27 protein-coding genes and 3 pseudogenes are annotated in these 20202 nt (G+C 60.2%); 11 read left to right on the top strand and 19 right to left on the bottom strand.

What is annotated here, in order from left to right; all coding sequences use genetic code 11:
• Positions 1 to 317 precede the first annotated feature (317 nt).
• The 6 genes from JQ633_RS32105 to JQ633_RS32085 all read right to left on the bottom strand — a co-directional run bounded on the left by JQ633_RS32105 (position 318) and on the right by JQ633_RS32085 (position 3062).
• On the bottom strand, positions 318 to 827 hold the full coding sequence (locus JQ633_RS32105; protein WP_211989768.1) for a PRC-barrel domain-containing protein: 510 nt from the start codon (positions 825 to 827) through the stop codon (positions 318 to 320).
• Positions 828 to 960: 133 nt separating this feature from the next.
• Positions 961 to 2001: a glycosyltransferase family 4 protein gene (locus JQ633_RS32100; protein ID WP_211989767.1), complete on the bottom strand. Its 1041-nt coding sequence runs from the start codon at positions 1999 to 2001 to the stop codon at positions 961 to 963.
• A gap of 4 nt (positions 2002 to 2005) precedes the next feature.
• Entirely contained in the window at positions 2006 to 2128 is a 123-nt protein-coding gene (locus tag JQ633_RS35470) for a hypothetical protein (protein ID WP_283812843.1), read from the bottom strand.
• Positions 2129 to 2133: 5 nt separating this feature from the next.
• Entirely contained in the window at positions 2134 to 2343 is a 210-nt protein-coding gene (locus JQ633_RS32095) for a hypothetical protein (protein WP_211989766.1), read from the bottom strand.
• 98 nt (positions 2344 to 2441) lie between these two features.
• Positions 2442 to 2849, bottom strand: coding sequence for a hypothetical protein (locus tag JQ633_RS32090; protein WP_211989758.1), 408 nt, complete (start codon positions 2847 to 2849; stop codon positions 2442 to 2444).
• A gap of 57 nt (positions 2850 to 2906) precedes the next feature.
• Positions 2907 to 3062 (bottom strand): hypothetical protein, encoded by a 156-nt coding sequence (locus tag JQ633_RS32085; protein WP_211989756.1) that lies wholly within the window; start codon positions 3060 to 3062, stop codon positions 2907 to 2909.
• A gap of 284 nt (positions 3063 to 3346) precedes the next feature.
• Here JQ633_RS32085 and JQ633_RS32080 point away from each other — a divergent pair, with 284 nt between their 5' ends.
• Positions 3347 to 3589 (top strand): hypothetical protein, encoded by a 243-nt coding sequence (locus JQ633_RS32080; RefSeq protein ID WP_211989753.1) that lies wholly within the window; start codon positions 3347 to 3349, stop codon positions 3587 to 3589.
• A 408-nt stretch (positions 3590 to 3997) separates the two neighbouring features.
• On the opposite strand, the gene JQ633_RS32075 is transcribed toward JQ633_RS32080, so the two are convergent.
• The 5 genes and pseudogenes from JQ633_RS32075 to JQ633_RS32055 form a co-directional block, all read right to left on the bottom strand.
• Positions 3998 to 4336, bottom strand: coding sequence for a DUF1236 domain-containing protein (locus JQ633_RS32075; RefSeq protein WP_211989751.1), 339 nt, complete (start codon positions 4334 to 4336; stop codon positions 3998 to 4000).
• Positions 4337 to 4704: 368 nt separating this feature from the next.
• A pseudogene (locus JQ633_RS32070) lies at positions 4705 to 5113 on the bottom strand (DUF72 domain-containing protein); the annotation flags it as partial.
• A 213-nt stretch (positions 5114 to 5326) separates the two neighbouring features.
• Positions 5327 to 7564, bottom strand: a complete 2238-nt coding sequence (gene glgX, locus JQ633_RS32065; protein WP_211989750.1) for a glycogen debranching protein GlgX — start codon at positions 7562 to 7564, stop codon at positions 5327 to 5329.
• Positions 7565 to 7585: 21 nt separating this feature from the next.
• The gene (locus JQ633_RS32060) at positions 7586 to 7867 is read right to left on the bottom strand and encodes a DUF3606 domain-containing protein (RefSeq protein WP_211989748.1); all 282 of its coding nucleotides are present in this window, start codon (positions 7865 to 7867) and stop codon (positions 7586 to 7588) included.
• Positions 7868 to 7939: 72 nt separating this feature from the next.
• A pseudogene (locus JQ633_RS32055) lies at positions 7940 to 9043 on the bottom strand (glycosyltransferase family 4 protein); the annotation flags it as partial.
• A 91-nt stretch (positions 9044 to 9134) separates the two neighbouring features.
• Between JQ633_RS32055 and JQ633_RS32050 the strand changes: the two are divergent.
• Entirely contained in the window at positions 9135 to 9284 is a 150-nt protein-coding gene (locus tag JQ633_RS32050) for a hypothetical protein (protein ID WP_211989746.1), read from the top strand.
• A 1008-nt stretch (positions 9285 to 10292) separates the two neighbouring features.
• The gene (locus tag JQ633_RS32045; RefSeq protein ID WP_211989738.1) at positions 10293 to 10508 is read left to right on the top strand and encodes a hypothetical protein; all 216 of its coding nucleotides are present in this window, start codon (positions 10293 to 10295) and stop codon (positions 10506 to 10508) included.
• Positions 10509 to 10541: 33 nt separating this feature from the next.
• Here JQ633_RS32045 and JQ633_RS32040 read toward each other — a convergent pair whose 3' ends face one another.
• Complete coding sequence (locus JQ633_RS32040) at positions 10542 to 11123, bottom strand: hypothetical protein (protein WP_211989737.1); 582 nt, start codon at positions 11121 to 11123, stop codon at positions 10542 to 10544.
• Between the two features lie 127 nt (positions 11124 to 11250).
• Positions 11251 to 11439, bottom strand: a complete 189-nt coding sequence (locus JQ633_RS32035) for a hypothetical protein (protein WP_211989736.1) — start codon at positions 11437 to 11439, stop codon at positions 11251 to 11253.
• A gap of 655 nt (positions 11440 to 12094) precedes the next feature.
• On the opposite strand from JQ633_RS32035, the gene JQ633_RS32030 reads away from it, so the two are divergent.
• The 8 genes and pseudogenes from JQ633_RS32030 to JQ633_RS32000 all read left to right on the top strand — a co-directional run bounded on the left by JQ633_RS32030 (position 12095) and on the right by JQ633_RS32000 (position 17478).
• Positions 12095 to 12289: a DUF3606 domain-containing protein gene (locus tag JQ633_RS32030; protein ID WP_211989733.1), complete on the top strand. Its 195-nt coding sequence runs from the start codon at positions 12095 to 12097 to the stop codon at positions 12287 to 12289.
• 574 nt (positions 12290 to 12863) lie between these two features.
• Entirely contained in the window at positions 12864 to 13091 is a 228-nt protein-coding gene (locus JQ633_RS32025; protein ID WP_211989732.1) for a hypothetical protein, read from the top strand.
• A gap of 240 nt (positions 13092 to 13331) precedes the next feature.
• Positions 13332 to 13556, top strand: coding sequence for a hypothetical protein (locus tag JQ633_RS35610; RefSeq protein ID WP_433995712.1), 225 nt, complete (start codon positions 13332 to 13334; stop codon positions 13554 to 13556).
• Positions 13504 to 13815: a hypothetical protein gene (locus JQ633_RS32020; protein WP_349631644.1), complete on the top strand. Its 312-nt coding sequence runs from the start codon at positions 13504 to 13506 to the stop codon at positions 13813 to 13815. The genes JQ633_RS35610 and JQ633_RS32020 overlap by 53 nt, the downstream gene beginning before the upstream one ends.
• Positions 13787 to 14101: pseudogene (locus JQ633_RS35290) on the top strand (phage terminase large subunit); the annotation flags it as partial. The gene JQ633_RS32020 and the pseudogene JQ633_RS35290, both read left to right, overlap by 29 nt.
• Positions 14102 to 14129: 28 nt before the next feature.
• The gene (locus JQ633_RS32010) at positions 14130 to 14456 is read left to right on the top strand and encodes a hypothetical protein (protein ID WP_249159813.1); all 327 of its coding nucleotides are present in this window, start codon (positions 14130 to 14132) and stop codon (positions 14454 to 14456) included.
• A gap of 386 nt (positions 14457 to 14842) precedes the next feature.
• A complete protein-coding gene (locus JQ633_RS32005) occupies positions 14843 to 16165 on the top strand; it encodes a hypothetical protein (RefSeq protein ID WP_211989728.1) in 1323 nt (440 codons plus the stop codon).
• Entirely contained in the window at positions 16162 to 17478 is a 1317-nt protein-coding gene (locus tag JQ633_RS32000; RefSeq protein WP_211989725.1) for a hypothetical protein, read from the top strand. Before JQ633_RS32005 ends, JQ633_RS32000 begins: the two co-directional genes overlap by 4 nt.
• Before the next feature lie 221 nt (positions 17479 to 17699).
• On the opposite strand, the gene JQ633_RS31995 is transcribed toward JQ633_RS32000, so the two are convergent.
• From JQ633_RS31995 to JQ633_RS31970, 6 genes are all read right to left on the bottom strand, one after another.
• On the bottom strand, positions 17700 to 17960 hold the full coding sequence (locus tag JQ633_RS31995) for a hypothetical protein (protein WP_211989723.1): 261 nt from the start codon (positions 17958 to 17960) through the stop codon (positions 17700 to 17702).
• Positions 17961 to 17975: 15 nt separating this feature from the next.
• Positions 17976 to 18224 (bottom strand): hypothetical protein, encoded by a 249-nt coding sequence (locus JQ633_RS31990; RefSeq protein ID WP_211989721.1) that lies wholly within the window; start codon positions 18222 to 18224, stop codon positions 17976 to 17978.
• Between the two features lie 27 nt (positions 18225 to 18251).
• Positions 18252 to 18548 carry a hypothetical protein gene (locus tag JQ633_RS31985; RefSeq protein WP_211989719.1) on the bottom strand — a complete coding sequence of 99 codons (297 nt, stop codon included), beginning with the start codon at positions 18546 to 18548 and terminating at the stop codon, positions 18252 to 18254.
• A 15-nt stretch (positions 18549 to 18563) separates the two neighbouring features.
• The gene (locus tag JQ633_RS31980; RefSeq protein ID WP_211989718.1) at positions 18564 to 19142 is read right to left on the bottom strand and encodes an HNH endonuclease; all 579 of its coding nucleotides are present in this window, start codon (positions 19140 to 19142) and stop codon (positions 18564 to 18566) included.
• Between the two features lie 195 nt (positions 19143 to 19337).
• Positions 19338 to 19613 carry a hypothetical protein gene (locus JQ633_RS31975; RefSeq protein WP_211989717.1) on the bottom strand — a complete coding sequence of 92 codons (276 nt, stop codon included), beginning with the start codon at positions 19611 to 19613 and terminating at the stop codon, positions 19338 to 19340.
• Positions 19606 to 19923, bottom strand: coding sequence for a hypothetical protein (locus tag JQ633_RS31970; protein WP_211989716.1), 318 nt, complete (start codon positions 19921 to 19923; stop codon positions 19606 to 19608). The genes JQ633_RS31975 and JQ633_RS31970 overlap by 8 nt, the downstream gene beginning before the upstream one ends.
• Positions 19924 to 20202: the final 279 nt, after the last annotated feature.

The following is a 20202-nucleotide window of genomic DNA, read 5'->3' as shown; positions in this document are numbered from 1 at the left end:
GTGCCTGCAGGCCTGCGCCGATCAACGCACAGATACCGTGCGTAATCGCCTGGAGAGCACCTTTCGCCATTACGGCCAGCAATTGGAGAAAAAAATGCCCGTATTGATTCTTTGGGCCGTTCCTGCCGTCCTCGTTGTTGGCGGCGTCGGCTATTTCCTGGTTCATATGCAATGAGCTACTGGCTTTCGCACCAACGGCCCGCCCGCATCCCGGACGGGCCGTTTTCTTTGGCTCGCTTCGTGCCAGCCCAAAGAAAAAGGGCCTCCGATGAAGGCCCTCAATCCGAGAACGCTTGGTCCCGTCAGTTTTGGTCCCGTCAGTTGTAGTCCGAATACTTGAACTGCGGGAGCGCCTTTAGCTGCTCCTTGTTGCCGCTCATGACGGCGTGGTCCGGCACCCAATCGTTCGTGTTGCGGTTCGTCGTGGTCGTGGAAGCCGCACCGGTGGTGGTATCGCGCGTAGTGGTGGTGGTGCTGGTCGAGCTTGTCCGGACCGGCTCCTCGACGAACTTGAGCTTGTCCATCGAGACCGCGATGTCGTGCTCGCCCATCCCGAGAAAGCCGCCGATGCCGATCACTACGGCGTTGATCTTGCCGCTCTTGTCGACCAGCAGTTCGTTGATGTCGCCGAGCTTTTCGTTGGCCTCGTTGTAGACGTTCAGGCCCATGAGCTTCGAAGCGCGCCAATTGTCCTTCAGCATCATCTTGTCGGCGGGCTGCGCGGTAGCCGCCGGCGCGGCGCGGTCGGCCGGCTGAGCGGATTGCGCGAACGCGGCGCCCCCGACAACGGCGGTGCTCAGCAAGGCGACAGCAAGAAAGCTTTTCATGGAATTTCTCCTCCAGCGTGAGTGCAGCACCCGTTCGGATGCCCTCCCCAACGCCCATGACTGCCGGTTGTTCCCGGATCGGAACGCGCGATTACGACCCGCGCCTTCGGATCCTTGGCGCGAGAGACGCACCTCAGGCGTGGTGCGCTTTCCGAGCGACCAGTCCCCGATAGCTCTCTTCGTACTGCCTGGCCATGCGGCTGGCGACGAAACGCTCCTCGAAGCGGGCACGGATTGTGCTTCGATCCAGCCGGCGCGCTTCCTTGACCGCTTCGATCGCTTGCTCCTCGTCGTCCACGATGAAGCCGGTGACGCCGTGTTCGACGACCTCCGGCACCGATCCTGAACGGTAGGCGATCACGGGCGTGCCGCACGCCATCGCCTCGATCATGACCAGGCCGAACGGCTCCGGCCAGTCGATCGGAAACAGCAGCGCGGCGGCGCCTGCGAGGAAAGGTTGCTTCCGGCTTTCGTCCACTTCGCCGATGAGCTGGACCTTCTCGCCGTCGATCTCAGGTTCGAGCTTCTTCTTGAAGTAGGCCGTCTCGGCTCTTGGTATCTTGGCCGCGATCCGAAGCGGCGTCTGGACGGCGCGCGCGATCCGTATCGCAGCTTCCGGCCCCTTCTCCGCCGTCAGCCGCCCGAGAAACGCCAGGTACGACCCGGCTTCGTAGGAGGGGCGAAACAGGTCCTTCGGCAATCCGTGCTGAATCGTCGCGATCCAGTTGGCGCCTGGAAGCGGACGCCGCTGATTATCGGAGATGGAGACAAAAGGAGCCTTAGGAAAAGTCCCGATCACATCGGGCAGCCCCGGAAGGTCGAGCCGACCGTGCATGGTCGTCAGAAACGGCACTCCGGTGCGGCTCAGGACCGGCAGAGGCAACCAATCCACATGGGAATGAATCACGTCGAAGTCGCGCGCGTGCTCGCCGATGGCCTCGATCAAGAGCGCGCAGGCGGCGTTCGGGTCGACGCCTTTCCGCCCCAAGCGTAGTGCGCGCGGCCATACGACGTGGAGCTTGGCTTTCGTGCCGGAATCTCCGCTGGCGAACAGGGTGACGTCGTGGCCGAGATGGATCAACTCGTCCACCAGCCAGGCGATCACCCGTTCGGTGCCGCCATACAGCTTCGGAGGAACGCTCTCGGCCAACGGGGCAAGCTGGGCGATCCGCATCGAGCTAAGCTCCGAACGCGATGCGCAGGCCCATCACGATGATCGCGGAAATCAGAAACGAAATCGCGAGCAGCGTCCAACCGGGCCTTGTACTTCCGATGGCTGCGCGTGCGACGAGCATTTTCATGCACATCAACATTCGTCACTGGGAAGCCGGTGCAGATAGGCTAAACGGAAGGTCGCGAGTTCTTCGGCATCGCTCTGTCGCTCCTCCCACCTCCGATGCAGGTGGCGCTCCATGAGACAGCGTCGGCCATCATGCGCGCCGACATCGGGGTGTCGCGCCCGATACACAGTCCAGGCGGCCTCCGTGGCGTTCTTCAAGACGACGTTGCCGGCCATGCTCACTCTCCGGAGAGAACCCAGTCGCTGCCAACTCAAGGGGCTTCGAAAAGTTTCCGGTTTTTCCGGTAAGCCGCGTCAACCGGACGATCGCGCGTTCAGCACGCTTTTGCGCGGGCCCGCTCGCGTGCCGCACGTCGGCGCTGCAGGCGCTGGCTTCGGCCAAAGCGCCTGGCGGCGAGAGGTGGGGGCGCCGCTGGACTTGAACCCGGCGGCTCCACGGCGGGCGCAGCGCTCTCCGCCATCGTCTCGGCAGGCCTTGCTTCCATAAGCTCAAGCAAGGATCGGCCCTTCTCCGTTATTCGCCATCCGCCATTCAGGCGCTCGACCAGCCCTTGGGAGAAGATGTCGAGCTCCGGCACCCGAGCGCCGAGGCGCTTGGTCCGTTCGGTCCAGTCCCGCCCGCTCGTCGCCAGGATCGCCATGTCGCGTTTGAGGTCCGCCATCACGGCGAATCCATCGGAATAGCTCACCAGGATCTTGAGCACGGTGACCTGGAAGTTCACCCCGCCTTCCTCCTATCGCCCCATCGTCGGCGCGTCGTGGAGGGCCTCGCGTCCCACTTACTTCAGCCTTTCGGGCGAGGTGTCGCCGCCGGTGGCCGCTTCCAGGATTCTCGAGGCTACATGGGTGCGCGCCGCGGTTTCGTGGCGCGAGACGTCTTCGCAGACCTCATCGAAGACGGCGCGCAAGAGCGCGGTGGTGGCCGGATCGAACATGGGAACCCCCAACGCAAGAAGAGTTTAGTTTACTGCGGAAAAGCTGTGCGGTGAATTCAACAAAGTTAGCGCGGTCGCATCAAGCGAAGGCCGTCGAGAGCTTCCGCGGGCGCAACATGAACTGAACCCAACCAGACCTGCTATTGTGGTCCAAGCTCGACGCTCGAGAGAAGCTGCCCCGGCGCCGGGCACATCCATTGCCCGCTCGACACCGGGGCCAGCAAAACCATTGCCATTTGTTCCCGTTGTCGGTGGGGCGGTCGAACAACTTGAAAGGATGCTCGATGAAGAAGATTGCATTGTCGGCGCTGATGGTCGGCGCTCTCGGTCTGGCCTCCGTTGCCACGACCTCTCCTGCCGAAGCCCATTGGCGAGGCGGCTGGGGCGGTTGGGGACCGGGTATCGCCGGCGGCCTGGTCGCGGGTGCCGTCACCACCACCTGCCGGCAAATGGATCGGTCCGCTCGAGGGCGAGACGCCGGTCGGGTGTCCGCTTCTGCAGCTTTGCCGACCGTTTCGGATGCTTGAGGACCGCCGCAACGCTGGCCGGCGCTTCCTTCCGGGGCTCGCCGGAAGGTGCTTCAGGGACGGCGGCCAGGCTTCTCGCACTTGCTGCCGAAGTTCTTCAGGGAGCGGATCGGTCTGCGCGATGATCGGCGCTTCAGCCTGCGGGCTGGTGTCGAAGACGATCTTCTCCGGAAGGCTCCTCGCCGATTTTATCCGGATGATGGTCCTGTCGGGGTCGGCCGCCGTGGTGGCTTCGACGGGAGCGGCAGATACCGATCCGCGGCGAAGAGCAGCGCCAGCAAGAAGCCGCCGACGAATACGAAACAGCGGATGATCGGCATGAACGGCCACTCGCAAATGAGAAATCAGATATCGGGGGGGCCGCATTGGAATGGCGGGCCGCTGCTACCAGCGACCCGCCGGGAAGGCTTAGTCGATCTCTTGGAGGACCGTACGGGTCGACGGATCGACCAGCATCACGCGCTCGCCCGAGTAGACATAGCGGTACTTGGTGAGCGAAGGCCCCCAGTCGGCGGGCACCGCCTCGAGTTCGACTTCGCGCGGCACCGGCTGGCCGACCACGATCTTCTGCTGCACCGGGCGAACCTTGTGCTCGGTCACGTAGGTGCGGATCTTAGTGCGGTATTCCGGCTCGATCTGCACGGCAGCCGCGTGACCGGTTCCGGTGGTGGTGACGACCGTCGACTGCGCCATCGCGCCGGTCGAGATCAGCGCGGCGATGGCCGTCGTCAGTAGAAGCTTGTTCATGTTGTTCTCCTCGCCGCCAGATGCGGCATGCGAGAACCCGCGAATGGTGGCAAGGTTCCGGAAAGAGGCAGGATATTGCCACATTTTCTCGAAGCTCAGAGGCGAGAGCGCGGAGGCTCGCAACGTGCGGGAAGTCGTCTCGGATCAAGGATTGGTTCAAGCCCCTAGAGTGAGGTCCCCCAAGCACTCGGTACGCGGTCATCCCTTCTGCAGCACGGCCGAGAGCGCCGAGGCGTCACTCAATATCGAGAAGAACTCGCGCGAAGACAGATGCGCGGCGGCCTCCTCGAATGTCCCGCTGGCATCCGCCTTGGCACGTCCGACCGCCAGGTTGGCGTCTACGGTGTCGGGCCTGGCGGCGCGCGGTGGCTGTAGCGACGCCTCTTCGACAACAGCTTGGAGAACGAAGCGAGCCGGTCGGCGTTCGCCTCGAATTGGGGTGGTAGCTGGAACAAGATTGGGCCCATCTTGCCACGGAGACTTTAGCGCGATCCTCGAAAGGTCCAGGCTGTTTTCGCAGGCGTCAGACAGACGTTTCCAGTGAGTGATGAACTTGGACGCCTTCCAGGCGAAGACGAAGTCCTTGCCAGTCTGCTCCCGCCAGGCCTTGACCGACTCCGGCGTGGGTGTGCGATAGAACACACCATTGAGCTCGGCGCTATCGAATTGATTGGCGTAATAGTGAAGTTGCTGCTTGAGCGGTAATCCCTCCGGGACAAACGGGCCCCGCCAGGAATCGTAGTGCCAGCCAGATGTGCCGATCAGGATGCGAGCCATTTCGAAGCCATCGTTGGTTGCGCAAGGGGTAAAGCCGCAACCGCTCCAACAACACCTCTGTCGCCGCATTGTTGCGTGCGGCACCGCTTGGTGCTTACGGATTTCGTCGGAGATCATGCAAAGCCGCGCTGAGGGGCAAGGGCAACCTTTGTAGGATGATCTATGACGCTTGATCGTCCCTTTTTGGCCGGAGACAGCCAATGCTGCTGGCCTCTAGTCGCGCAGGGGTGTCTCGGCGACATCGAGTAGCGCGCCAAGACCTTGCCGCAGGCGGCGCGTCGCGATGTTCTCGGTCGCCAGGCCGAACACCACGAGAGATCGCCCCGTCACTGCATAAGCGTGGCCGAATTCGAACGACGGCATCTGAAGGTCGGGTTGATTGGTGTCGATCAGGCCCAGCCAGCTGCTCCCGTCGGTGACGTCTGGCAAGGTGAAGTTCACGACGTCGTAATGGGCGTTGTAGACCAGCAGCATGGTCGCGTCCGATCCGCGACGCTTGATGCCGGTCTCCTGTGCGCGTCCGTCGAGAAGCATGCCGAAGCATTTGGCATTGCCGTCCTGCCATTGGTCGATCGTCATTTCTTCCCCCGACGGGGATAGCCAGGCGACGTCCTTCACGTCGAGCTCTTCGTTGTGGGATCCGACAAGGAAGCGGCTGCGAAACAGAATGGGAAACGCCTTGCGCGTGGCGATCAGCTTGCGTGTGAACTCGCGAAGACTGCGGCCGTTCGCGGTCATGTTCATCCAGTCGAGCCAGCTGGTCTCGTTGTCCTGTGCATAAGCATTGTTGTTGCCTTGCTGGGTTTGACCAAATTCATCGCCGGCCAGCAGCATCGGCGTACCATGAGACAGGAGCATCGTCGCCAGCAGGTTTCGCTTCTGGCGCTCGCGCAGCGCCGTGATCTCCGGATCGTCCGTCGGTCCTTCAGCACCGCAATTCCATGAATGGTTGTTGCTGTGGCCGTCGCGATTGTCCTCGCCGTTCGCTTCGTTATGCTTGTCGTTATACGAGACCAGATCGTTGAGATTGAATCCGTCGTGGGCGGTGACGAAGTTGACGCTGGCCCATGGCCGGCGGCCGCGCTTGTTGAAGAGGTCGCCGGATCCGGAGACGCGTTTGGCAAAGTCAGCGAGGGTGCCCGGATCGCCCTTCCAGAAGGCGCGTGCGGTGTCTCTGAATTTATCGTTCCACTCGGCCCATCCCGGTGGAAACCGGCCGACCTGGTAGCCGCCGGGGCCGATGTCCCATGGTTCGGCGATCAGCTTGACGCTGGAGAGTACGGGGTCCTGGCGGCATGCGTCCAGAAAGCCGCCGCCCTCATCGAACCCGTACGGCTCGCGCGCCAGGATCGTGGCTAAGTCGAAGCGGAAGCCGTCAATGCGCATCTCGGTCGCCCAGTAGCGCAGGGAATCCGCAACCAGCTGGAGCACGCGTGGATGCGAGAGATTCACCGTGTTCCCCGTGCCGGTGTCGTTGATGTAGTATCGCTTCTGATCGGGCAGCAGGCGATAGTAACTCGCATTGTCGATGCCCTTGAACGATAAAGTCGGACCGAGCTCGTTCCCTTCAGCGGTGTGGTTGTACACGACGTCGAGGATGATCTCTATGCCATGGGCATGGAACTGGTTGACCATAGCCTTGAATTCGTTCGCGAACGGCGTCTTCAGGTAGCGTGGTTCTGGTGCAAAGAAGGCGATGGAGTTGTAGCCCCAATAGTTGCGCAGGCCTTTCTCGACCAGATAGCTGTCGTCGACGAAGGCATGTATCGGCAAAAGCTCCGCGCTGGTGATGCCGAGCGAGCGCAAATACGCCGGCACCTCGGAATGCGCGAGGCCTGAAAACGTACCGCGGTCTGCTTTGGGAACGAGCGGATGCAGCTGGGTGAAGCCTTTGACGTGCATCTCGTAGACGATCGTCCGCTCCCACGGCGTCTCAGGCTTGCGGGCTGTGCCCCAGGTGAATGCTGGATCGATCACCCGGCATTTCTGCATCAGGGGGGCGCTGTCACGTTCGTCGTATGAGAGATCCTTGTCGAAATGATCGAGCTGATAGCCGAAGAGCTCCGGTCCCCAGTGTAACTGGCCGAGCAACTGCTTGGCATAGGGATCGAGCACAAGCTTGTTGGGATTGAACCGGTGTCCGGCGTCTGGCTGATAAGGACCATGAACCCGGTAACCGTAGACGGTGCCGGGACGGGCCGAGGGCAAATAGCCGTGCCAGACCTCATCGGTATATTCGGGAAGCTCGATCCGCTCGAGCTCCGTCTCGCCGGTGTCGTCGAACAGGCAAAGCTCGACCTTGGTGGCATGCGCGGAGAACAAGGAGAAGTTGACGCCAAGTCCGTCCCAGGTGGCGCCGAGCGGAAACGGCCTACCTTCCGTGATCCTGGAGCGACGCAAGCTCGACGCGGCCCGCGTCAAGGCGTCGTCGGAAAGTGCTGGTCGATCCATTTTGTCCCCCGAGGAAAGCCGTCATGAAGCCGGCGCGGCCGCCACGGTTTCCGATGTCGTTGGCTCACCGCAATTTGCGGAAGCGATCACCGTGGCTGGCGGGACGTCAGTCGGCGTTGACAGCACGGTCGCCTTTTGCAGCGTGGCTTCCTTGCTGATTGCGGATAGCGAATTGCCGATTCGCTCGACGATGGTCGTCAGCTCGGCGTCGGATAATTTGAGGCGCTTCTTGATTAAGCGCACCTGGGCGCGGTCGGTCAGATCGAGCTTGTTACGGATCGGCTGAAGCTTTGCGCGGCGCATGGCGGCGACTCCTAGTGTATCGTCGTAACAATTGCTCGGCGATTCCGTTCCCGGCAGTATCACCGCAGGCGGTCAGCCGGCCGTTGCGACGCCCAATTCGAGGCCGGCGGGAGGTGGCGGCATCCGGATCACGCCGTCGCACGAGGGGACCGCGAACACGTCGAGCTGCGCCTTCTGCCGCAATGCCGGCAGCCGGCGATACGCCGCCAGATAATCCCGCGCCATCCGCTCCGCCGTGAAGCTTTCCTCGAACCGCTTGCGGATCATCTGTCGGTCCAACGTTCCGATCGATTTTGCCGCCTCGACCGCCTCATCGACGGAGTTGACCACAAAGCCACTCACGCCGTGATCGATGACCTCAGGTACGGAGCCGTGCGCAAGGGCGATCACGGGCGTCCCGCACGCCATTGCTTCTATCATAACAAGGTCAAACGGCTCGAGCCAACAGATTGGAAACAGCAGAGCGCGGGCATTGCCAAGAAATTCAGCTTTCTGGACTTCGTTGATCTCGCACACGAACTCCACACTAGGGTGCGCGGCGACCATGGGTGCTATCACCTGATCCCAGTAGCGTTGATCGGCGGCGTCGATTTTGGCCGCCATCCTGAGCGGCACTCCCGACCTGGTCGCGATTTCGATCGCCTTATCTGTTCCCTTTTCAGGCGAGATGCGGCCGAGGAATGCGAAATAGTCGCCGGACGACGGGTTTTTGTACGGCAGCACATTGTTGGGCAATCCGTGAAGCACCGTCCCAAGCCAGTTCACGGGCGGCATCGGACGGCGTTGAGCATCGGAAATCGAGACGAGCGGAGGCTCGGGAAAAGCCGAATAGAACGGCATCAGATCGGGAAGGTCGAGCCGGCCGTGCAAGGTCGTCAGGAACCGATCCGCGTAGGGCCGCATCAGGGGATAGTGCAGATGGTCTATGTGGAAGTGGAACACGTCGAATTCGTAGGCACGCTTCGCAACCTGATCCAGCATCATGACATGATACGGCGTCATGTCCTTGACTGAATGATCAAGTCGCAACGCTATTTTCGAGCACGGCACGAGTTCTGCCGAAGTGATCGAGTGTCCGCCCGCGAATAACGTGACCTCGTGTCCCTGACGGACCAGCTCTTCCGTCAGATATGAGACGATACGCTCAGTTCTGCCGTAAAGACGCGGAGGGCAGCTCGTCTCTGAGTGCCGTGAAACCCGACATGAATTGAGACCTCAACATGCCGCTTGGAAAATTGTCGAAAGAGGATTCGCTCGAAATTAGCCGATGGCTAAAGAACGTGGACTTCAAGAACCTTCATTTTGGGCAGAAAAAGAAGAAGAAAAAGAAAAACAAGTCTCTATCACCGAAACCGCCGAAGGCCAGCCACGGCCTGAGCGCGGCAACCCAGTCGCTTATGGTCCTGCCGATATCTGATGGAATCGGGACAAGGTTGGCCAGTCTGTGACGGCCAACGATGGATTGCACTACAATGTGATCGCTCTTGTGCCGCCGCGTAATGATCCAATTCTTCCGGTCGAATTTCAGTACTGGATGCGGGGGCCGCTCTCGCGCTTGACGGTACCACTAGATCAGCACTTTCAGGAAAATAGCCGAAAGTATCTGAACCGTCGGTTAGCACGGATCGATGTTACCCCAATCACACAAGGCACTATGGCCGACTACACCTTGAAGGCGTTCAAGCATGGGCGCATAGACGAGGGCTCCATTCTCGTCATGTAGCAGGCCTTGAATTCGGCTGTGAGCGCTTGGCTTCGAGCCATCTTGCGGGCTGAGAGCAGCGGCAGAAGGCAATATTCGTTGTCAGACGATCAGGATTTCAACCGTAGCGCCCATGGCGTCCGCGCATACGCACATCACAATGGGAGCGGGATTTTGAGCCCACCCCTTTCCTTTGGCAATCGTGCGTTCGTCGCAGCCAATGCCGCTGCGATGCATGGACTTGAAGAGTGCGCGGAGTTGATGCGCGACAACGCTACAGCTCGCTCACTTTTTTGACCATGCCTCCCAAGTCTCAAGGCGATAATCTTGGAAACGTGAGTCGCTCGAGGCGATCATCTGCAAAAAATGCGGTCCACAATCGAGCGATTTCGAAACTTGTAAATGCCTCCTAGAGTTAGCCGGATGCATGTCGCGGACGGGGCTCTCTCAGGAGATGACGATGAAAAAAACGAATACGACTGAGGCTGCGATCAATTCCAAGACACTCGGCCTGATTGGAAATGTAGTTACCGTTGACGATCAGGTGCTGACACTGTTGGATCAATTGGTAGCAATGAAGCTATTAGTCGGATGGGAGGATAGAGCTCCATCTCGACGCCACTACACCTTGGCAAAGCGGCTGAGGGAAGCTACGCCGAGGATCTGGCGCCGGCTGTCACCCGGATGCAGCGGGCCTCACCCGCGCCGGTCGCGATCAGCAGCGTGCTGTGGGTGCCGGATCGAGGCATTGCCACGACCATTGCGAAGGCCGTGCAGTGCGATCTCGCGCCTCACGCAAAGACCGGCGGATGGTTCGACGTCGAGCCAGAGACGGCGACCGCGGCGCTGGAGATCGCGTCCGTTCGTATCTATGCAGGGGAGGCGATGGCCTGGCACGATCAGCTGATGGCACAATGGACAAACGGAGGCAGGACATGACGAAGGTAGTAGGAAGCGCTAGGGCTCACAGAATCATTGGAGCGCCTTGTAGTGTCTCGCGACTTCTTTCCATTTGGATTGAAGCATCTCGAGGCGGTTTTCTGCTCGCTTAATTAAGTCTCTCATTTGCTGCGAGAGCTCATTCTCATCAGTGAAGTGAGAATTACGGACTTCGTCGATTTCCGTCAGAAGTCCCCTTATGGCTGTCCTGGGACCTCCCAGAATCGCGCTTCCAGCATCAGTGAAATATGAGGATACTGCGTCCGCGAACGCGAGTGCGTGTCGCGCGTATTCGTCTTTATCTGCGAACTCCCCAAAGCTGCCCTTGAATGCGTCGGCCTGACCCACGATTCCATCGCGAGCTATCACTATCGCGGCCCTTCGTTTGGCAATATTGTCGAAGAGGTCGTCCAAATTTGCGTTGGGCTTCTTTAGCCCGCGGATAGCTTCTTCAACTGTCAGAAAATATTCGTTTGCAATGGGCTCCAGATTTTCAAAGAGAGGCTTGCAAGTTCGTTCGAATTTCTCTCGTCTATCCTTGCCCGCTTCGCGAACGCCTTTGATGAACTTCTCAAAAAGATCCACGGCAAACTTGAAAACAGAAAGTTCAAGCATCGCAGCCTCCGGGGTCCGTCGAAGTCGCTATATCACACCTCGCTTCCCGGTAGAGTCAATCCTTGTTGCTTCTTGAAATTGCGATTGGGCCGCTGGCCCATTGGGGGACGGGCCGCTCTAGCCTTGCTTAGTAGCGCTCGTTCCCGGATTTACGCGGTCCACCGATTGACATCGGCGTCACAGCGTTGGCTTTGACGGGCCCCTCGTATCGCGTGGCAAGGGCGAGCAGCCGCTGCTTTATGAAAGGATCGTCCGCTTTTTCAGCGAGGTCGCGGATCAGGATTGCCCGCTGCTTCTTAAATTCATTGTCCAACATGGATCACCAATAAAGCCGCATTATACCTCGCGTCGTTGCTCCATGTTAGTTTTGAGCCATGTATGGTTACCGAGCGCCGGTTTCAGGCTATGGGGAAGCCGGGAGCCGTCTCAAGTTGGGGCCAAACTTGCCGACCGCTCCTCACGGCTGCCGATCTACCTCACCGCGCAAGGGATACGGGACTATTTATCCCCATGTGGCCTAGCTTTCCTTTTTGTCGCTGGGCCAACGGGCGCATCCTGACGTCTGCCATCACCGACCATTCGCCCGTCGAACTGGAACGGCCGTGTTTCATCCGCGCTGGTCGTCGCTGGCGCTTGCGGTTGCTGAGACTTGTTGTCTTGCGCGTTGGCTGCAGCTGCGGCTGCGGCTAGGGTCAGCAGAAATACAGTTGCTAATCTCGACATGGGCGGCTCCTCTCATGCGCGCGGCGACTTCAGCTCGTCTCTTGGGCGGTGGATAGCCCGAAATCAGGCCCTCGGTTGGCAGGTGTTAGACATGCAGGTTAGCGGGACGCCCGTGGGCGTTCCGACCGAGCTCGTTGAGGGGCCGTTCAAGACGCCAATAGGAACTGGCGTCGGCGCGGCGACGTTACTGCAGTAGCTTTGCATTGACCTGATCTTCTGAGGGTCTCTTTATTCCGAGAGACAAGGCTATGTCCGACAATCTCACCAACCGCGTGCAGCCCGATCGGTCGAAGATCAATATGCACGAACCGCACGAAGTGAAGTACTGGACCCACGCGCTTGGCGTGTCGAAGGACGACCTTCAAAAGGCCGTCGATAAGGTTGGCAACTCCGCTGCCGCGGTTCGCAAGGAATTAGGGCTCCCCGACAAAACTCAAGAATGACCAAGCCCAATTGCTCGATCTGCTTCGGCTTGGGGTGGGTCTGCGAGAACCACCCGCATCTGCCGTGGACTGCCGAGGCACGTGGCTGTCAATGCGGCGCAGGCATGCCTTGCGAGTGCAATCGGACAGATGGGGTCGATGAACCGGATGTGAGCAAGGTCATCGAGCAACCCGACCTTAGTTGAATTAGCCGTTACTGAGACGCGCGAAGCACCCTCAATAATCACTTTACGGACTGTGTCTCGGCCTGCTTCGTGCTCGGCTCCCAAGGCGCTGGGAGGACGACGCGGATCGGGCGGGCTTCGGCTGCGCTCTGAGCATTGGGCTGAACCTGATCCTTCGTTGGCTCTCCGGCCAGAGCGGCCGAAAAAAGCGTTAACGATAGCCCAACGGAAGTCAGAAAGAGCCGCGCATTCATTGATCAAGCCTCCAGCCACGATGCGCCCAACAACGCAGCGCTCTTCCAATGGTTTCGCGCACGGTCGGGCAAAAATGGCAACTTTGTGAGGAACAAGCGGCAGTCGAAGAGATTAGCGGTGGCGAGCCCGGGCTCTGGGCTGAGGAGGAGAACAACATGAACTTCAAAGTGATTATCGCTGCCGCTGTGCTGACTTCAGTTGCGGCTCCCGCTTTTGCGCAGTCGTTTTACGTGGTGCAGGACGCGAAGACCAAGAAGTGCACGATCACCGAGACGAAGCCGACGACCACGGAGACGACCGTCGTGAGCGGCGACACGGTCTACAAGACCCGTGCCGAAGCCGAGACCGGCATGAAGACGGTCAAGGTTTGCACGTCGAACTAAGTAGGTCTTTGCCGTTCCGGCTGTGATCGTCTAGGAGGGGGCGTCTATTTGATCGGCCACCTGCATTAAAACACCGCGCTGTGGGAGCCTTGCTTCCACAGCGCGAACCGTTCTCCCCGCAAAGGCCCTTGCCTTACAGCCGCGTAGGCGATATTGTCCCGCAAATCAGTTTGAGTGAATAAATGCGCCCGCCCGGCACCGCCGCGGCGGGTTTTGTCGTTTAGGGTCCAATCAACAGCGATGACTGACGAAGCACCGAAGCCAGGGCGGCCAACCCTGTACACGGCGGAGATTGCCGCGACCATTCTCGGGCGGCTGAGCGAGGGCCAGACGTTGCGGGCGGTCTGCCGGGACGAGGCTCTGCCGGCGGAGAGCACGGTTCGCCTATGGGCGCTGGAAGACCGGGAGGGATTTGCTGCGGTACAGCCAAGCCCGGGAGATTGGTTACCACTCCATGGCCGATGAGGTGCTCGAGCTCGCCGACGATGGCCGAAACGACTGGATCGAGCAGCAGGGCGAGGGCGATCAGAAGCTGTACCGGTTGAATGGCGAGCACGTCCAACGGTCGCGGCTGCGGTTTGATGCGCGGCGCTGGCTGCTCTCCAAGGCGCTGCCGAAAATCTACGGCGACAAGATTGCGCTCGCCGGCGACGAGGCAAATCCTGTCCAAGTCGTGCATCAGATCGAGCGTGTGATTGTCCGTCCTTCGAATTCCGACGGCTGAGGTCTTTGAGACACTTCTGGCACCGGCTCGGTACAAAGGAGCGCATGGTGGCCGCGGCTCGGGCAAGTCTCACTTCTACGCGGACCTTCTGATAGAGGACAGCCTCGCCGAAAAGGGCCTTCGCTCGGTCTGCATTCGCGAGGTGCAGAAGAGCCTGAAGGACTCGGCCAAGCGGCTGATCGAGGACAAGCTCACTGAGCATAGCCTCGGAGAGGCTGACGGCTTCAAAGTCTTTCGGGAAGTGATCGAGGCGCCAGGCGATGGCGTGATCACGTTTCAGGGCATGCAGGATCAAGCGATAGGCGGGAATTGGAATGACCTTCGATCCGACGATCAACGCCGGCAATCTCATCCTTGTGGGCCTGGCTATCCTTGGCTTCATCGGGGGATGGTACAAATTCGGGGCTCTCGACATGCTCGAATATCGAGTGAAGGCGATTGAGGAGACGCTGAAAATCATCGCCAGCGCCATCGAGAAGCAGAACGCGACCGAGAAGCTTGTAGCGTTGGTCGATCAGCGCGTTGTCGCTGTGGAGGGTCTGATCGAAGTAGCCAACAAGGAGATCGCGGATCTTCGCCGCGGCAACGGCTTCATTCAAGCACCTCGCCGCGGGAACATCGACGGCGAGTACAGCCGCTAACCAATCCGCCGGATCGTTCCTGACCGGCGGTGCTCGGCCTGATGCTTTCTCAGGCCTGTTTCCTCCCAGACTTGCCCGGCGCCTAATCGGCGTCGGGCATTTTGTCGTTTCTGGCCGGTGTTCGCGGCCGGCGCTGGTTCAAAAGTCCTACGACCAATAGAGCCGCAAACAATATTCCAAGCGTCAGCCACCCCACTAACGCCGCAGTGTCGGAAAACATCGGTTGTCCCACGGGTTTAATGCCCGCTTGATAGCAGCTATTCCGAGAGTCGGGCAACCCTCCCGGTGCGGTTGTACCTCAACACCGGAGATTAGCGGTAAAATCTGTGGTTGCGGTTGCCCTAGAGTTGTGCAATCTCGTCGCGATTATCTGTGGGACAACGCGGTTGAGCGTGCAGGAAATTCTCAGAAAAACAAGCATTTGGGAGAATGCGGAGGCGCCATCGAGTCGGCAAATCCGCTTTCTTGATCGGGCGCTGCTCTTCTTACTGATCGGTTTCGCGCTCGTCTTCTCGGTTTCTTATACTTTCGAATATGTCACCCACATAAAAGCGGTGTGGCTACTGACGACGCTGCGATGCGTCCTGCTGTTCACGGGCTGTTGCTATCTGTTCGTCCGTCGCGACGAGTTGGCCGGCAGCCTCGATGCTTTCTCCGGCTGCTTCATCGCGATCATCCTGGTTGGCGCGCTCAGCGGCCTGCATGCAGGCATCGACTGGTTCGGATACCTGCGGCATGGATTTCAGTACGCGGTGCTGTTGACCTTCTATCTCGTCGGCCGCACGCTCGGAACGAGGCCCATTCCCCTCGCGGTCCTGAAGGTGTTTTCCTTCGCGATCCTCGCCGGCTATCTCATCGCCGCCGTGATGTACGCGATGACGCCCGGGCTGCAGTCCGGCAGCTACAGCTTCCAACCGAACCTCGCGCTGCTTCCCGTCAGCTTCAGCCTGACAATGGGCAAGCCGCTCATCACGCTCGTAGGGTCTGCGCTCGTGATCTTCGGGAACAAGCGTGCGGTGTACCTTGGTTTGGCGGTGGTGTTCTCGGTCGCGCTGGCGCTGTGGCTGATCCGCCGGGAACAACCGTACCGGCGCATCGCCGTAGTTTGCGTGGCGGTTCCGGTGATCAGCTTCGCGCTCGGCTTCGTCGTGCTGAAGATCGGAACCATGACAAAGGTGCCGGTCGTAACCTCGGTGGTCGATCGGTTCAGCCCGGCGCCGACGTTCAATGGCGGCTCGGAAGTCTCCGCGGCGAAAGAGGCGACGGTTGATCCGATCGTCCGCATCACCAGCGCGCGCAGCACGGAGGCGGAATCCGTCTGGGAGAAGGAGCGGCACGGCTGGGCCAGCGCGTTGTTCGGCCTCGGCCTTGGCAGCCGTTTTGTGGTCAACTACATCTCGCCCAACGACTACAAGCCGGTGGAGATCGACCGCGAGCAGGCCGATCTCGCGCCGGTGCACGTCGCTCTGACCAGCGGGCTCCCGCTTGGCCTGTTGTTCACAGTGGTCTACGGCGGCATGCTGCTGCTCATGTTCCTGCGTCTATCGGACGCCGATGACGCAACGCGCGTGCTCGCGGTATTCTGCATCGGCCTTGTGTTCGACACCATGCTCGGTTTCAACCCAACGAACCCGGTAACGTGGCTGGCCCTCGGCATCGTTTCCCGCCGCCTGCTTCCGGAACTGTCCCTCTTGCGACGGTCGCAATGACCAAAGCTGCGCTTCGACCCGAAATCTTGATGGGTATCGTGTGGATCGCCTTCGTTACGATCTTCGAAGTCGCGCCGATCCATTACCTGTACACGCCCGGCTTCTTCGCGTGGGCGCTGATGGCGTGCGGCGTGGTCACCTTTGGCCTAGGCTCCTCGTTCGCGACGATGCCCGTTCAAATGCCGGAACGGCACCGCAAGGAAGAGTTCGGCTATCTCGACAGGGTGATTATCCTGTGCGCCGTCGCAGGCCTCGCTGGCTGCGCGCTGATCGCGATCGACAAGGTATTTCTAAGCGGACAGGACTGGTCGATCGGCATCACGGCGCTGCGCGATCGGCGCTCCGAGCAGGTTCTTGAAGGAGTTCCGATCAGGCGCTCGGTGCTGCTCTACATCGGATATCTGACCGTCTCGTTTTCCTGCGCCGCGACATGCCTGTTTCTTCTCAAGGGCGAGAAGGTCGGCCGGCTGGCCGGTTGGCTCGCGCAAGCCTCGATCTTCGCCATGGTCGGCTATTCCGTGCTCTATGGTGGGCGCATGCCGATACTTCTGGTCGTGCTGCTTGCAGTCGCCTGCGGCATGGTGAGGGCGCTGACCGGGCAGACCTTCGTGCCGCGTGGCTGGTATCTGTGGCCGAAGGCCGGCGCAGTGGTCGTCGCGTTCGTGGCCTACATCAACCTGGTGTGGACGCTGCGCCGCAACCTGTACTCAACGGATTTCGCCGGCTTCCTGCGCCATGCTGATGAGCGGTGGGATCTCCATCTCAGCCCGTGGCTGGTCGATGCCGTTCAGTCGGGCCATCTGCCTGCCACCAGCGTGATGGATTTTGCCAGTAACGCGGTCTACCTCACGCATAGCCCTACCATCGTGCAGCGGGCGGTCGAGCACGCCGAATCCCTGTCAATGACGTTTGGGCTTTACCAGATCGGCATCCTCTCACCGCTGTTTGACGTGTTCGCACCGCAGCTCAAGTTGCCGGAGACGATGCGCAGCGAGCTCGCCAGCGCTGGAATGCTCGGCTGGTATCCGAACGCGTGGGGCGCATGGCTGGTGGACGCCGGCTATTACCTCGGCCCGGTAGTCATTCTCTTCTGGGGCTTCCTGTCGGGAGCGGCTTACGCTCATGTGGTGCGCGGCGGATCGGTAGCGGCCCAACTGATGCTGGCGTTCGCCTACATGGCGATCCTGATCAGCCCGCTGAACGGGCCGTTTGGCATGGCGAACTCGTTCCTGATCTTCTGCTCGTTCGCCGTGGTGGCCGGCTGGATCGCTTGGAGAGGCCGGCAACACGCTTCTGTGGGCGCTACGCTGTAGCCCGCTTCTCTCGAGCAAATGCCTTGGCGGCCTCCAGCGCCTGTTCGCTGGTCATCGCCTCAGGGCGGAGGCGTCGGCTCTTTTCATCGTCATAATAGAACCACGTTGGGCCTCCTGGGTGATCGACCCTGTAGCTACCGGCTTTCGGAACCGCCTCTGGTGGTCGGCTGATCTTCACTCTGTCTTCCATCCCCGCAGGGTAGCAGGAGAGGGGCGGGGAGTCAGTCGTCTTTGAACTTCTGGCCGATGAGCTGGTAGACGTCCGCCATTGCCTTGGCTGCCTTCTCGGTCGCTGCCCTCACGTCCGGGAACTCTTCGGCGCACCGCGTCTGTAGAACGTGATCGTCCCACATCGAAATTGCTATGTGAGCGGCATGCAGTGCTTCGTGGGTATAGCCGTCATTGTATGGAGTGCGTTCGCGGGCGGTCTCTAGTGCGTCGTTGAGGCCAGCCGCGATCTTGTCAAAAGCCTTTTTGGCCATCTTTGAACTCCTGGCTTAGGGGTGGCGCCAAGCCTGAATGACGGCCGCGCCGCGGGCCTCATCCTCCAGCTCGGACCTCTTCTGATCGGCCTCCGTCCTCGATCCGAACTTGGCCACGATCTTCATCGTGTCCTCGGAGATCAGATTGCCGCCCCAATGGTGAACGACCTCCCACTGTTCATGATCGGCATTGGCTTTGTTGCGGCGAGCCCACCATTCGTCGGTGACGGAGTTCCATGCGTCGGCTACTTGCTTCGGCGTCATCTCTGAAATCCCTGTTTACGAACTGCGCTAAGCGGCACCCTTGGGCGGATCATGCAAGACGCTTTCGAGAGTGCCGTTGACTTCCGTGAGGGCATAGCAGCCGTTGATCAGGCCGCACATCTGCTCCATGAGCGTCTGCGCCACGTCGTTGCCGTCGCCATTGAGGTGATCCAGATACGCTCCGGCCTCCTCGATGGCCTGTTCAAAGCCCATCTTGTAGGGGCCGTCATTCATGCCCTTGGTCAACGAGGCCAGGTGGATCAGCATAGCAAGACAGTTCGCGTCGGAGCCGAATGTCTCGTGCATTGATTTGTTCGGTCGCATCAAATCTCTCCCTGCTCAAGACGGCGTATATGCCGGCACGCGTAGAACGTGCCGATATTTGCTGGCGTAGGTTTCGAACGCTGCCTGCTGGCCGGGGTCCGTGAACTCGATAGGGACCGGCTCGTCGCGGTGCAGCGGTCGCGTCGCCTCGATCGGTGGCGGGCAGCCCTTCTCGATCCATCGCTTATAGGCTTTTTTCCCGTGGGCTAGGATGTAGCGTGAATGGTCGATGGGCAGCACGGCGGCCTTCACGGGCATCGTGACACGAACCCGGCACAGCTTTGACTTCAGCCACCACTGCGGATTGTCCATCATGAACTCCGCCCACTGGTGCGGGCTCTTATCTGCTTTCAGCGAGTTGCAGGCAGCGCACGCCAGCGTGACGTTGTCGCCCTTCATTGGGCCACCGCGGCAAAGCGGGATGATGTGCTCGACTGTGGCGATAAGGTCGTGATGCTTGCCGGGCAACATGCTCGGCATCTCGGTCTTGCGCCGACAGTACGCGCAGATACCACCGTGCAACTCGAACAGCCGCCGCCGTAGGCCCGCCATGCTCGGTCGCTTCTTTCGAGCTATGATGTTGGCGTAAACCATCGGGGCTACTCGGTGAGCACCAGTCGGAGCGTCCGGAAGATTTTATCCGAACCATAGACGCGCTCGCTATATGCTTCCTGCACTGTCCACGTCTTGCCGCCGAGGCGAACGGTGCGACCGGCATGCAGAGACTTGGGGAGTGCGGACAATCTCTTCGGCATGTGATGGTATCCTTGTCTTGGAGCAGTTCCTCGGTCAGGCATGCCGCCGAATATAGTCATGGTAGGCATCGATAGCGGCTTGGGCGGCCGGCAGGTAGCTGCGATAGGTATCTCCATCGTCGCAGTGGCCTTCCTTGCGCTCAGCTTCGCGGATAGCCTTCGCGATTGTCTCGACGATCAACTCCCGATCATCGCCCATCGTTTCTCCTGCCCACCCCAACGAAACGCGCGCCGCTGACGACACGCGGTCGGAGCCAATCTTCTTTGCCATGCGCAAGCCTTCGGAATCGATCTTGGGCAGATCAGCCATGGTTACCGTCTCCATTCGGGATTGCCGGCATCGCGAGGCCTTGCTCAACAGCGAGTGCCAGGGCTGTCAGGCTAATCTCTGCTTCGCCGTCCATCATCCATTCTGCATCGCGTTGGAAAGTCTCGCCTCCGGCGGCATCGACATAATCGACGATGGTGCGCTCGATCGACGCCAAGTTGCACCTTGAAGTGAACCGCAGACAATCGACGATCATCTGCTGATCTTCAGTGCTCAGGTAATAGCCCGGCGTTTCGTCGAGTTTCAGATGAACCTCGATCTTGTTGGCGAGCTGCGCGGCCGGACATGTCATCGGTGTGGTCTCTACTGAGGGGTGGCGGCATCTGCGCGATGCATTGCGGTCAACTCATCTTCTTTTGCGAGGATAGCTTTGCAGAGCGCGTTGAGGTTTGCCCTGCGCTCGTCCGTGTTCCACATGCGGGGCCACGCTTCATCGAGACAAGGGTTCGCCTGGTTCATCAGACCGCCAACTGCGGCGCGGGCAGCCGTCCAGCACCGGCAATCAGGCCTATGCTTTGGGCCACAGAAGCCGTCCGTAAGCAGGCAAGAGCAGATCGACTCCGCGACACGG

Source organism: Bradyrhizobium tropiciagri (assembly GCF_018130505.1).
Taxonomy (GTDB): Bacteria; Pseudomonadota; Alphaproteobacteria; order Rhizobiales; family Xanthobacteraceae; genus Bradyrhizobium; species Bradyrhizobium tropiciagri_B.
The sequence above is the reverse complement of the archived record's forward strand: the minus strand, read 5'-3'. Positions and strand labels throughout refer to the sequence as shown.